Source organism: Rubricoccus marinus (genome assembly GCF_002257665.1).
Classification (GTDB): Bacteria; Bacteroidota; Rhodothermia; order Rhodothermales; family Rubricoccaceae; genus Rubricoccus; species Rubricoccus marinus.
This window is the reverse complement of the sequence record NZ_MQWB01000001.1, coordinates 913,076-925,279: the sequence shown is the minus strand read 5'-3', so window position 1 is coordinate 925,279 and position 12,204 is coordinate 913,076. Positions and strand designations below refer to the sequence as shown.

The following is a 12,204-nucleotide window of genomic DNA, read 5'->3' as shown; positions in this document are numbered from 1 at the left end:
TGATGCGTAAGAGGCAGACGCGCAGGCCTCTGGCGGTCGGCTTCGAGCAGTGATACCTCGCACTTGCCTCTGGCGCCAGGGCGGACCAGGGGCCGCGCTCCTATGCTCCCCTCACCGCACACGCGCCACCGGCGCCACGAGCGAGCGGCCTCTGGCGTAGCGCCCAGGGAGCGCGACGGGCAGGCGCCCCGGCGAGGGCGCGCGGCCCAAGAGCACGTCGGCGACGGCGCTGGCAGTGGTCGGGATGCCGTCGTACGCGACGATGAGACCGGTGGAGACGTTGAGCTCCAGCGCGGCGTACGGGTTGCCAAAGAGGACGACGACCGCGGGCGTGCCGCTGGAGAGGATCGCGTCGATGGCCAGGAATTGCTCGGGCGTGAGCGAGGGCTGCTGCCCCGGCACCACCTGGAGGTGCACGCCGATCACGAGCGCGTCCGCGCGCCGCACTTCGTCGACAGACCGCGCCTCGGGCGCCAGAGGCAGCACGTCGACGCCCGCGAGGCGGAGGTCTTCTTCCAACCGGGAGGTGGCGCGGCGCGCGTCGAAGTTGGCGAGCTGGACGACGGCCACGCGCGCACCCGGCGCCAGAGGCAGCGGGCCGGGCTCGACGAGCGTGACCGACGTTCGCGCCACAGCCTCCGCCACGCGCTCGCCTCTGCTTCGCGCCAGAAGCGTGCTCAGGCGCCCCGGCGGCTCCTGCCTCTGGCGGTGCAGCCCGAGCCGCGCCTTCTGGGTGAGCAGCCGGCGCACGGAGGCGTCGATGCGCGCCTCGTCCAGTTCGCCTCTGGCGACGGCCTCGCGGAGGACGGCGAGTGCGCGCTTCGGATCGTAGGTATTGAGGATCACGTCGGCGCCGGCGTGGATGGGGCGCAGGATGCGCTCCTCGAAGGTGTAGCGCGAGGTGAGCGCTCCCATGTGGATGGCGTCAGTCGTGACGATCCCCTCGTAGCCGAGGCTGTCGCGCAAGAGGCTGTGGAGCGCGGCGCGGCTAAACGTGGCGGGCGTGGCCTCGGCGTCCAGCGCGCGCATCCAGAGGTGCGCGCTCATGACGAAGCCCGGCTTTTCCGCAAGGGCCTCGCGGTACGGGCCGAGTTCGGTAAGAGCGAGGCTGCCCCAATCGCCCGGGACCGCGTCGAAGGCGAGGTGGGTGTCCGTGCCCGTGTTGCCGTGGCCGGGGAAGTGTTTAAGCGTAGCGAGCACGCCGTGGCTCTGCGCGCCGCGCACGTACGCCGCCGCCATGCGTCCCACCGCTCGCGGATCGTCGCCGAACGAGCGCGTGTTGATGATCGGGTTGCGCGGGTTGTTGTTGACATCCGCCACGGGCGCGAACAGCACGTTGACGCCCAGCGCACGCGCCTCGATGGCGCTCACGGCGCCCGCGGCCTCTACCAGCAGCGGGTCGTTCGCGGCGCCGAACGCCATCGCGGCTGGGAGTTCGGTCAGCGGCGTGCCGGGTTGCCCGGGGCCCCACTCGTAGTCGGCGGTAAAGAACAGCGGGACGCCAGAGGCCTCTTGCAGCCGGTTCGTGGTGCGCAGGATCTCGCGCGGCACCATCCGGCGCGGCACGTGGAAGCCGCCCACCTTCCACTCGCGCGCGACCTGCTCCAGGCTTCTGGCGCCGGTCAAGAACCGCGGGTTGAGGTCCACGATGAGCATCTGGCCCAGCTTCTCGTCCAGCGTGAGCCCCGCGAGGACGGAATCGGCCCACGCCTCGGCCTCCGTCATGGGTACCGTCCGCCGCGACGCCCCCAACGGCCCGTACGGCGCGAGCAGGCTGTCCAGCCGACTCCGGTCGCGCGCCGCAGCGCTCACCCCGGCCGTGGCCTCTGGCGCCGCCCCCGCCGCCACAGCGTCCCCGCGCTCGATGCGGCACCCCGCCAGAGGCGCCGTCGCCACGAGGGCGAGCGCCAGAGATACATAGAAAAGCGGAGATCTGCGCATAGGGAGAGGCGGGGCGTGCGGCCCCTCGCCAGAGGCCTCTGGCGGTAGATTCGGGCCCCTAACAACGGCCGTGCCACGGGCCGCCCCGCCGCCATCACCCGCGCATGATAGACCGCCTCCGAGCCGAGTGGCAAGGCCTGAGAGCCACGCTCGCGTCCCTTACCCGCGACCAATGGATCGCCGCGACGGTGATGATCGCGGCGACGCTGCTCGTGCTGCTCCAGCTTCAGATCGGCGGGCGCAGCGTGTACCGCGGTCTGGACAACTTCCTGGGATTCGAGGACCCGGAGCTCGGCGGCTGGGCGTGGTGGTTCGGTCTCCAGGGCATCACCGGGTTCGTGATTCCGGTCCTGATCCTGCTCGTGGGCTTCCGGCTCACGCCGCGAGAGGCTGGGCTGGGCCTGGGAGACTGGAAGCTCGCGAGCGTGATCGCGGCGCTCTACCTCCCGCTCGTGATCGTCGGCACGTGGGTGCTCTCCGACGGCGCGGAGTTCCAGCGCCAGTACCCGCATTATCCCGGCGCGCAGTCCGATTGGGGCGCGTTCATCGCGTACGAGCTGCTGTTCCTGTTCTACTGGATGGGCTGGGAGTACCTCTGGCGCGGGTTCACGCTTTTCGGCACGGCGCGGGCGGTGGGGGCGCCTCTGGCGATCGTGATCCAGACGGTTCCGTTCGCGATTCTCCACGCCGAGAAGCCGGCGGCCGAGGCGTACCTGTCGGTTCTGGGCGGGCTCGCGCTGGGCGCGCTCGTCTGGCGCTGCCGCTCGTTCTGGATCGCGGTCCCCATCCACGCCGCGCAGATGGTCGCGCTGGACCTTTTCGCCACGCTCCGTGCGCGGACCGGCGCCTCTGGCGTGGGGCTGAATGCGCTGATGGAAGCCCTGAAAGGCTTTTAGACGGACCCCCTCTGGCGCCAGAGGCCTACCCGCCCACCGCCAAACGCACCATTGGCACGAGCGAGACGAGTTCGCGGTCCTGCTGCGCCTCCGAGTACGCCGCCGCCTGCACCTCCACGCCCAGCGCCACGCCTCTGGCGACCGGGACCGATACGCCCGAGAGGATCGCGAAGCGAAGCTCGCCCGCGTCCGCCGCCGTCGGGTTGACGAGGTAGACGCTCGCGCCCAGGTGCGCGTCCGCCAGAGGCACGCCGGCCACGCGGAGGCGCCCACTGTGTCCGGTCAGGCCCGCGCCAAGCGAGAGCGCATCGGCGCCTTCGTTGCGGTACGGCGGGCAGGGCGAGTTGGGCTGGCAGTGTGGAAACAGGACCTCATCGGACGCGGCCGTCCACGCGAGGGCGGGTTCAAACGCGAGTGCCCCCGGCCCGATGGGAATGCTCGCGCGAAGCTCGGTCTGGACCGCACCGCCGCGGAAGCCTGTCGCCACGCCAGAGGCGAGGCTGTAGGCCGTGCGGAACTCTGGCGCCGGCCCCGAAGCGCCGCGTGGGGCGCTTGGGTTGTAGGCGACGCGCAGCATCGGCACCACGCTTGTGCGCCGCACCGCCAGAGGCCCACGCTGCACCTGCCCGTCGAACTCCACACCGCGAACGTCGCGGCCGGCGTAGCGCGCCGCCTGCACATCGGCCCCCAGCGTGAGGCCTCGGGCGACGCGGAAGGCCACGCCGGCTTCCATCCCGTAGCGGAGTTCGTCGCGCTCGTAGGCCGCCGTCGAATACTGCCCGAGCACGCCGACATGGGCGTCCGCCAGAGGCCCGGGCAGCGCGGCCTCTGGCGCCCGGAGCGTGAGCGCCGCGCCGGGGCCGAGCCGGACGGTCTCACCGCGACGGCTTTCCGAGCACGGCGGAAACAGGCACGGATCGACCTCCATGTAGCCGCTCTCCACGCTCACGCCGAACAGCGGCTCAATCGCGAGCACGGGCGAGATCGCGATGCGCTCGCGGAGTTCGGCATAGGTCGCCGCGCTCTCGAAGCCGGTCGCCGGGCCGGCGCCCAACGACGTGCCCGCGAGGACGTCCGAGGTCTGGGCGCTCGCGCCAGAGGCGAGGGCGAACGCGAGGCAGGCGAAAAGGACGCGCATGGAGACGAAGGTGCGTGAGGTCACCTGCGACTACGGAGGCCGCGCGCGCAGCGCTGCACGCCGCCTTCTATTTCGGAGCGTTCGCCCCCTCCCCCATTCTCGGGAGCGCGGGGCCGCGCCAGAGGCCTAGACTCGGCTCAGCCTGCACCCGCTCCCATGCGCTTCGCCCTCGCGCTTCTCCTGCTCGCCTCTGGCGCCGCTGCCCAGCCTTCGCCAGAAGCCTCAACGCCGGACAGCCGCCGCCTCTGGCGCGCGATGCAGACCGCCGACATCGCGGAAGCCGGAGCGGTGCTCGCAGATGTGATTCGCGACGCGGGCCTGGATCTCCCGGACGACCTTCGTTGGCGCACCCAGCGCTTCGACCAGCCGTTCAACCTGTACGTGCCGCCGGAGCATGTCGTCGCGATCAGCGATATCCCGACCGAGGCGCAGGCGCTGGCGTATTGGAGCACCTGGAGCGCGTTGCTGACGAGGGGCGCGTGGGATCCGCAAGAGCACTTCGCTGGCGCGCCAGAGGCCGCGCAGATGGCGGCGTTCAATCAGGTCGTCCTCGCCGCGCACGAGCTTGGGCACGCCCTCGCCTACCGCTACACCGTCAACCCGCGCACGGACGATGGCAACGTCAACTGCCAGGAGCTTCTGGCGGACCGCGTCGCCGCGGGCATCCTGGACCGACTCGCGCGAGACGACGCGCGCTTCGCGGACCTGCGCCAGAGGTACCTGCGGGTGACCGCGACGCTGAATGCGGGCGTTCCTCAGCCGCTCCGCTACGCGATGCCTTCGCGAGAGGCCCTGCTCTCAAATTGCCGCGAGATCGTGGTGCAGAACCCGACGGCGGACCCGGCCTCGCTCATGCCGTACGCGTCGGCGTTTTTCGAGCGCCACCGCCTGCTCTACGCCGACGCGCCGCCCGAGCCTCTGGCGTCGCTCGCGGCGACGCTGTTCCGGCCCCAACTCCGGACGCTCGGTGCAGACGAAGCTCGAACAGGCGCGCCCGTCGAGGTGCGGACGCTCGCCGTTCTTCGCGACGCGCCTGAAACAGCGTGGTACGGAGGCCGTGACCTCGGCGAGTCCGCGTCCTTCGCGCAGCAGATGATGAGCAGCGGCCTCCCCGTGGCCTCTGGCGCCTACGCGCTGGACCCCGAGGGGCAGCCGTGGCTCGTCTCCCTCCAGTTCCTCCCCAACATCTTCGACACCACCGTCGCCCAGGTATCCGCGCAACGCGCTGACGACACGGACACGCCCCCGAAGTGGCGGCTTCTCGCGGGTTACAACCCAAAGATGTTGGGCGGCGTCGAAACCGCGTTGGCTTTCGGTGACAGCGTGTTCGTCGCGCTCGTGCAGTTTGCGTCGCTGGAGGAGCCGCACGCCGGCGCGTACCGTCTGGTGCGGCTCGCCAGAGGCGAGGCGACGTGGGGGCCTGATCTCCGCCTCACGCCGGGCGAGGAGCACCGCCTCCACCACGTCCCGGGCGGCGCGGCCCTCGCCACTCCGAGCGGCCTCCACATCGTGGACCTCGGCGTGCTAGCTCTGGGCGCGTTCAACGAGGACAGCGCCGCGCTGGAGGTCGCGGCGTTCGCGCCAGAGGCGCTGTACGTCGCCGACCGCTCGGCCCTCGGCGTGCAGGTGTACGACGCCGGCAGGATGAGCGTCGAGCCTGGCGGAACGGTCCTCTACCGCTTCGGCTACGCCGACGAGACCGCCGAGCGCGTCACCGGCTCCGGCTTCGCCAGCACGCGAGACGGGCGCGACCCGGACCGCGCCGCGCTCCAGACCCTCCTCGCCGCGCGACCACTGGCGGACGGCTCGCTCGCGATCGTGGAGCACTTGGAGTTCGAGGCAATGGCGCCTGCGCACACCGAGGGAACGCCAGCGGCCCCGAAGGGCGCGACCGTGCTCCGGACCATCCGGCCCGTCGAGTGAGGCCTCTGGCACCAGAGGCGGCGGCTGTCAGCCTCCGACGGTGAGCCGCAGCATGGGTGCGAGGGAGAAGCGGCCGCGCTCGACAACCCAACCGTCGTACGTCGGAAACGCTGTCTCGCTGGATGAGGTCCAGGCGTAGGACGCCGCCTGGACCTCCGCGCCTAGCGCGAGGCCTCTGGCGAGCGGCACGGCCGCACCTGCGAGAAGCGTGAGGCGTGAGTCAGCAGATTCGCTGTTCCAGGGGTTGTTGACGTACACCGAAGTCCCGACGTACATGTCTGCCAGAGAGACCGTGGAGACGCGGACCCGTCCGCTGTGGGCGGAGACGCCGACGCCGAGCGAAACCGCGTCGTCGCCGTTCTTGCGGACCGGGGCGCAGGTCTGGCCCGGGGCGCAGTTCGGGAACGCGTCGTAGCCGCGCACGGCGGTGTACGCGACGGCAGGCTCGAAATAGAGCGCCTTGCCGACAGGTAGGCTCAGCCGCATCTCGCTCTGCGTGGCGCCGGCCTTATACCCGCTCGCGACGCCAGAGGCCACGCTGAACCGCGCGCGGCGCGTATCGCTAGAGGCCCGGCGGTCTTTGGCCGCTGGCGTGTAGCCCATGCGGAGCATCGGCGCGAGGCTGACCCGGCACAGCGTAGACGCCCTGTCGCCAAAACACGCGAAGCGACTCGGTCCACCGACCCGCGCAGATGCTTGGAGCAGCGCCCCCACCGTAAACCCTCCCGCGACGTACGCGTCCGCTCCAAATTCAGCGCCGTAGCGCAGCGCATCTTGCTCATAATTGGAGATTTCCCACTGCCCCAGAAGGCCTACATGCGCCGAAGCCAGAGGCCCGGGCAATGCCGCCTCTGGCGCGCGAAACGTTAGTGCGGCACCGAGTGCGAGGCTTTCGGCGTACCCGGAATCATAGGACGCGCGATCTGAACAGACGTCGCGCGAGCAATCGAGAGGAATGCCCTCTTGCACGGTTCCTCCCACTGTCGGCTCGATGGAGAGGAGCGGCGTCAACGCGATCCGGCCCCGAAGCTCCGTGTACTTGGCCGGGCCGTTCAGACCCGACGCAGGCCCCAATCCAAGAGACAGACCGGATTGCGCGGACGCGCCACAGGCTAACAGGAGAAGCAGAAAGACGAATGCGCGCATATCCAAACCGTAGTGTCAACCCATGATCACGCGCCAGAGGCCTCTGGCGCCATCCCATCGCGTGTGCCCGGCGCCAGTAGCCTCTGGCGCCATACCCCTCCATTCCGTATCCCCACTCCCTCCTAGAGGTTGAGCCGCAGCGTCGCCGTCTGCGCGACGCCGGTCCCGAAAGGCTCCAGCGTGGCCGCGTAGTCGATGCGGAGGTCGAGTTCGCCCAGTGTGGGGCTGACGGAGAAGCCCGCGCTCGGGCGGATCTCGCCGGAGTCGCCCAGGAACAGCCGGTCCACGCCGATGCGCAGCGCCAGGGGCTCCACGACGCGGTGCTCCACGCCGACGCGTGCCATCACGTCTGCGACTCGCAGGTCCGCCTCGTCGGTTTGCTCAATCGGGAAGCCGCCTGTCGTGCCGATGCCGCCTGGGGTGCGTGCCTCGGTGGACTGCACCTGCGTCTCCACCTCGGCGGCGATCACCGTCCGGCCTGCGCCAGAGGCCGGCCCGAGGAGGTACGCCGCGCCGCCGCGCAGGCGCACAGGAAAACGGTCCTTTACCGTCCCGCCACCTGCAGGCGACGCGTTCCAGTTGTAGGCCGCGAACAGGTCCTCGACGGCCAGGCCGACCGCAAGCCGGTCCGTCGGGCGCAGCGCGAGGCCGGCGTTGACGCCGAGCGCCGTCGGCGGGCGGATGCTTTCGACGAGGTCGCTGCGGTAGATGCGGAAGCCGACGCCTGCCGAGACTGCCTTGGAGAACTGGGTCCCGAAGGCGACAAAAAAGCCCAGGTCGCTCGTGGAGAACTCGCCCGTCGCGTAGCCGCTCTCGTCGCGCCCGTCGATGCCCGTCACGGCGCCGCGCACGACGCCAGCGGCGATGCCTGCACGGGGCCGGAGAGGTGCGCCCACCTGTACCGCCTGCCACTCGCGGTCAAAGCTGAGCAGCGCGCCCGAGATCTCGACGCCCTGGCCCGGCTGAAACGGCGCCAATGCCGGGTTGTGGTACGGGCTCGCGCCGCCGAACACGTCCGCCACCTGTGGCCCCATGACCGCCGCGCGGGCGCCCATGCCGAACCGCGCGAACGCGCCCGGCCCCTGCGCGGCGGCCTCTGGCGAGAGCGAAAGCGCGAGCGCGAGGAGAAGCGCGACCGGCGCGAGAGGCTTGAGCATAGAAGGGCGCGGTGCCGAGCGGAGGCCTCTGGCGCCAGAGGCGGCAGGACGGGTGTCGTGGAGTCTCATCATCAGTCCAGCACCAGGATCTTGCCGGAGAGCTGCGTGTCCCCGGCGTCCACGACGTAGATGTACGTGCCGTTGGCGACGCGAGCGCCGTCGGCGGTCCCGGTCCACTCGACTTCGTTGGCGCCGGAACGCCTCGTTCCCGCGTCGATGTCGGCCACGAGACGCATCCCGAAATCGAAGATGCGAACGCGGACATCGGCAGCGCTGAAGAGGTCGAAGCGGATGCGCGTGAGGCGGTCTGAGCGCGGCGAGAACGGGTTGGGGTACGCGTAGGCCTCCACCTCTGGCGTGTCCTCGCCGAGGGTCGTGGGGTTGGTGGGCACGTTGGAGCGGAAGAGAGCCCACGTGCTGCCGCCGTCTTCGCTCCGCAAGAGGCCGTCGCCGGTCCCGGCCCAGATCGTGCCGTCGTCGGTCACGCTCACGCTGAACACGCCCGTGCCGGGGCGGATGGGGAGCACGGCACCCGAGGCGTCGCGGAAAGAGCGGAGCGCACGCCACGCGCGGCCGGCGTCATCGGAAACGAACAGGCCGTTCTGGCCCGCTGCATAGGCCGCTTCGCCGCGGAAGGCGAGGTCGTACACGCGCTCGCCTAGGAGGACCGTCTCGAAGATGGCCTCGCCGTTCTCGTCGTCGCCGCGCCAGATGCTGACGCCGAAGCGCTCGTCGGGCGCGTTGGGCGCGAAGTCGGGCGAGCGGCCGCTCGGCCACGCCGCCATCCAGATCTCGTCGCGGGCGCCGTCGATCTCGCGCGCTTGCAGCGAGACGATAAAGCTGCCCGCCGGGCTCGGCCGCGCCGCATCGGCCTCGTAGCGCGTCCACGCGCGGTCGCCAGAGGCCACCACGGTGCTGTCCTCGCCGCGGTTGAGGCCTGCGAGCGTGCCCGCCCAGACGGTCCCCTCCTCGTCCACGAGCACCGAGTACGCGATAAAGTTGAAGCCGTAGAGCGACACGTCGCCGGGCTCAGTCGCGCCCGGAAGCTGGACGCCTGCGGGCGTGTACGGGAAGGCGTAGGCGGCCTCTGGCGTGATCGTGCGGAGCGTGTCCGGCGGGAGGACCACGCGCTGCCACGTCGCGCCGTCGTCGCGCGAGACGCGGAGCCCGGCGATGGCGTTGGCGGAGTACAAGTCGCCAGAGGCCGGGTCGATGGCGACATCGAAGGGGGCGGCGTCGCCGGACGTGAAGATCGGTGAGGCTCGGAGCGTGGAGACGCCGTAGGTGACCGTCACGTCGGTCGAGGCGTCGAGCGGGGCCGGTCGGTAGCCGAAGGTCTGGCCGCCGTCCTGCGAGACCGCGAAGCCCGCAGCCGTCGAGATCGGCGTGTCGGGATCGGCGTCGTCCGTGAATCCGATGCCGACGAGCACGCGGCCACCGGGACGCGCGGCGATGGAGAACGCGCGCGGCTGGTCCGAGGTCGCCGGGTTCAGCGCGCCGTTGTTGCCCACAAAGCGGACCGTGCCATCAGCCTCCACGATGACGAGGCGCGGGCCGGCGAACAGCCGCCCGTCGGCCTCGGCGAGCGTCGTGACGGAGTTGCGGGCGCCCGTGGGCAGACCCGTCACGGTCCCGTAGCCCGTCGTGATCGGCTGTTGCGCCGAGGCCTCTGGTGAGGCGCCAGCGGCGAGAAAAAGCAGCGCCAGAGGCGCGAGCCGAAAGAGCGGGCGGAGCATCTACTGAACGGTAAAGGAGACGTCGGCGGGGACGCTTTCCCGTCCGGTGCGGTCCACCGCGACGGCCTGGAAGGCGTACACCCCGGTCGGGGAGCCGCTACGGATGGCGAGACGGAGCGTGTACTGCCCGTCCGCGGCCGTCGCGTCGCCGCCTTGCCCATCGTCGGCGAAGCGGAAGAGCACATCACCGCTGGCGGGATCGCGCAGTTCGACGCGCGCGAGGTTGGCGGGGCCATCGGGGTCGGACGCGTTTGCGGTCAGCGTGACCACCTGCGTGCCCGAGGCCGGACGCTGGACCGTCGCGGGCGAGGCCTGCGTCGCCGCTACGCTGGGCGCCCCGAGCGAGACGGACGAGAACGCGAACACGCCAGAGGCCCGGTCGCCTGGCACGCCGCTGGCGTCCTCGGTCGTGACCGTGATCTCGTAATCGCCGACGGCGCCGCGTGGGAGCGTGAGCGTGGGACGGAGGTCGTAGCGGCCGGGGCCGCCAGAGGCGTCGGCCTCGCCCACCAGTTCGTCGCCGTCCAGGTCCCGCACGAACGCGCGGACCGTGATGTCCCCACTTCCACCGGCGACGGAGACTGAGATCGTCGGCTCGACGGTGATGGTCGCGTTGCCGCTCACGTCCTCGAAGGCCTCTGGCGTGAACGAGAACGCGGAGACGACGGGCGGAGACCCGAACGGGTCGCGAGCGCCGGGCGCGTCGTCACAGGCCGCGGCGGCGAGGACGAGGGCAGCAAAAGAGGCAGACCGAAAAACGCGGAGCATCAGGCTCGTTCCCGAGGTCGGGATGGGGGAGCGGCGAAGGTACGGGCGTAGCGGTCGGTCGGGAGCCTCGGGGGTGCGTGTGCGGCCAACCTAGCGCGCCTCTGGCGCAGGTGCCACGTGGGCGCGCCGAAGTGACCTGGGCGCGGGAGGCCTCTGGCGCCAGAGGCCTTGGGGCCAGAGGCCTTGGGGCCAGAGGCGACTCTACCCGAGCGGCTGGATGGAGAAGCAGAGCAGGAAGATGGCGATGCATGCCCAGCCCAGCGCGCGGCGCCCCGGCGAGAGCCGCTCCACCACCAGCACCGGCGGGTGGTCCATGCGGATCACGAACAGGATCAGCCCGCTCCAGAGCAGCCAGCCGATGAATCCGACGTTCGCCGCGAGGCCCGGCGTGAGGAACGTCACCGCGGCCGCGAGTGCCACCAGCACGGGCGTTCCTACAAGGGCGTACCGCACGTCCCCGAAGTAGCGGCGGAGGTAGAGCAGCAACACGAACGCGAGCGCCGCCCACCCGCTGATAAGTCCCTGCGTGCCGTACCACCTCTGGAGTTCCGGCACCATCTGCACCAGCCACCCGACCGACCCCGAGAGCATCAGGAGCAACGTGGTCACGCGGGCGACGACGCGATGGACGGCCTCACCGAACATCGCGTAGATCACGTGCCCACCGTCCAACTGACCGACGGGCAGCAGGTTGAGCGCGGTAAAGAAGAGACCCAACCACCCGGCGAGCAGCACCGGGTAGTGCGCCAGTTCGTAGCTCGGCACCCGGTAGTCCGCGAGCGACATGACCGCGTGGAACAACGGCGTGTCTCCGGGGACGAGCATTACCCCCATGCCCGGCGCGGACGTGCGCTCGGGAAACACGCCGTTCTCGAGGTAGAACTGGATCGTCGCCGCGTGGCCGGCTCTCCCGGCGCTCATCAAGTACTCCACCGGTGGGAGCGTAAAGACGGCAATCCCGATCACGACGAGGGCCGCTACGAATCCCGCCAGAGGCCCACTGGCGCCCACGTCGAACAACTGCCGCGTCCGGCGGAAGGGCTCCTTGATGCGGATCACGGCGCCGAACGTGCCAAGCGCGAACGGCAACGGGATGTAGTACGGCAACGAGACCCGGATCTTATTCCACCGCGCCGCGAAGTAGTGCCCGAACTCGTGGACCGTCAGGAAGAACAGGAACGGGACCGCGTAGAGCAGACCGTCCGTCACGCGTGCCGTCCATCCGTTCGCCTCGTAAAACGGGATTCGGCCCGTGAGTGGGTACCACAGACCGTCTTCGAGCATTCCGTACCCTGCCGCGAACACCATCGCGGCGAACGTGGCCAGGAACAGCCCGATGTGCAGCCACACGCGGTCCCGGTCCGGGGGTGCGCTCGGCGGCGAGAAGTCGGTGAGCACGCTGTCGCGTGCGGCGCCGGAGATGAGGTCTCCGGGGCGGACATCGCCAGAGGCGGGATGGGGGTCGGGACGGGGCTCCACAAGCGCGGGGAAGGACCCCC

At 70.6% G+C, this 12,204-nt stretch carries 9 protein-coding genes; 2 read left to right on the top strand and 7 right to left on the bottom strand.

Going from position 1 to position 12,204, the window contains the following annotated elements; translation table 11 throughout:
• Window positions 1-111: 111 nt before the first annotated feature.
• The gene (locus BSZ36_RS03655) at window positions 112-1,941 is read right to left on the bottom strand and encodes a glycoside hydrolase family 3 protein (protein ID WP_094546123.1); all 1,830 of its coding nucleotides are present in this window, start codon (window positions 1,939-1,941) and stop codon (window positions 112-114) included.
• Between the two features lie 104 nt (window positions 1,942-2,045).
• Between BSZ36_RS03655 and BSZ36_RS03650 the strand changes: the two genes are divergently transcribed.
• Window positions 2,046-2,837, top strand: coding sequence for a CPBP family intramembrane glutamic endopeptidase (locus tag BSZ36_RS03650; protein WP_094546121.1), 792 nt, complete (start codon window positions 2,046-2,048; stop codon window positions 2,835-2,837).
• A gap of 25 nt (window positions 2,838-2,862) precedes the next feature.
• Here BSZ36_RS03650 and BSZ36_RS03645 read toward each other — a convergent pair whose 3' ends face one another.
• Entirely contained in the window at window positions 2,863-3,975 is a 1,113-nt protein-coding gene (locus tag BSZ36_RS03645) for a hypothetical protein (protein ID WP_094546119.1), read from the bottom strand.
• A gap of 156 nt (window positions 3,976-4,131) precedes the next feature.
• On the opposite strand from BSZ36_RS03645, the gene BSZ36_RS03640 reads away from it, so the two are divergent.
• Window positions 4,132-5,898: a hypothetical protein gene (locus tag BSZ36_RS03640; RefSeq protein WP_094546117.1), complete on the top strand. Its 1,767-nt coding sequence runs from the start codon at window positions 4,132-4,134 to the stop codon at window positions 5,896-5,898.
• A gap of 27 nt (window positions 5,899-5,925) precedes the next feature.
• Here the strand turns inward: BSZ36_RS03640 and BSZ36_RS18820 are convergent, their stop codons facing one another.
• From BSZ36_RS18820 to BSZ36_RS03615, 5 genes are all read right to left on the bottom strand, one after another.
• Complete coding sequence (locus BSZ36_RS18820) at window positions 5,926-6,909, bottom strand: hypothetical protein (protein WP_143536740.1); 984 nt, start codon at window positions 6,907-6,909, stop codon at window positions 5,926-5,928.
• Window positions 6,910-7,166: 257 nt separating this feature from the next.
• Window positions 7,167-8,273: a PorV/PorQ family protein gene (locus tag BSZ36_RS03630; RefSeq protein WP_094546113.1), complete on the bottom strand. Its 1,107-nt coding sequence runs from the start codon at window positions 8,271-8,273 to the stop codon at window positions 7,167-7,169.
• Window positions 8,273-9,937 carry a FlgD immunoglobulin-like domain containing protein gene (locus BSZ36_RS03625; protein ID WP_094546111.1) on the bottom strand — a complete coding sequence of 555 codons (1,665 nt, stop codon included), beginning with the start codon at window positions 9,935-9,937 and terminating at the stop codon, window positions 8,273-8,275. Before BSZ36_RS03625 ends, BSZ36_RS03630 begins: the two co-directional genes overlap by 1 nt.
• Window positions 9,938-10,705, bottom strand: coding sequence for a choice-of-anchor X domain-containing protein (locus BSZ36_RS03620; RefSeq protein WP_094546109.1), 768 nt, complete (start codon window positions 10,703-10,705; stop codon window positions 9,938-9,940).
• A gap of 201 nt (window positions 10,706-10,906) precedes the next feature.
• Window positions 10,907-12,184: a site-2 protease family protein gene (locus tag BSZ36_RS03615; protein ID WP_218827540.1), complete on the bottom strand. Its 1,278-nt coding sequence runs from the start codon at window positions 12,182-12,184 to the stop codon at window positions 10,907-10,909.
• Window positions 12,185-12,204: the final 20 nt, after the last annotated feature.

Coding starts and splice junctions, on each gene's coding strand:
- BSZ36_RS03645 (WP_094546119.1), bottom strand. CDS start 3,975: ATGCGCGTCCTTTTCGCCTGCCTCGCGTTCGCCCTCGCCTCTGGCGCG.
- BSZ36_RS03620 (WP_094546109.1), bottom strand. CDS start 10,705: ATGCTCCGCGTTTTTCGGTCTGCCTCTTTTGCTGCCCTCGTCCTCGCC.
- BSZ36_RS03650 (WP_094546121.1), top strand. CDS start 2,046: ATGATAGACCGCCTCCGAGCCGAGTGGCAAGGCCTGAGAGCCACGCTC.
- BSZ36_RS03630 (WP_094546113.1), bottom strand. CDS start 8,273: ATGATGAGACTCCACGACACCCGTCCTGCCGCCTCTGGCGCCAGAGGC.
- BSZ36_RS03625 (WP_094546111.1), bottom strand. CDS start 9,937: ATGCTCCGCCCGCTCTTTCGGCTCGCGCCTCTGGCGCTGCTTTTTCTC.
- BSZ36_RS03640 (WP_094546117.1), top strand. CDS start 4,132: ATGCGCTTCGCCCTCGCGCTTCTCCTGCTCGCCTCTGGCGCCGCTGCC.
- BSZ36_RS03655 (WP_094546123.1), bottom strand. CDS start 1,941: ATGCGCAGATCTCCGCTTTTCTATGTATCTCTGGCGCTCGCCCTCGTG.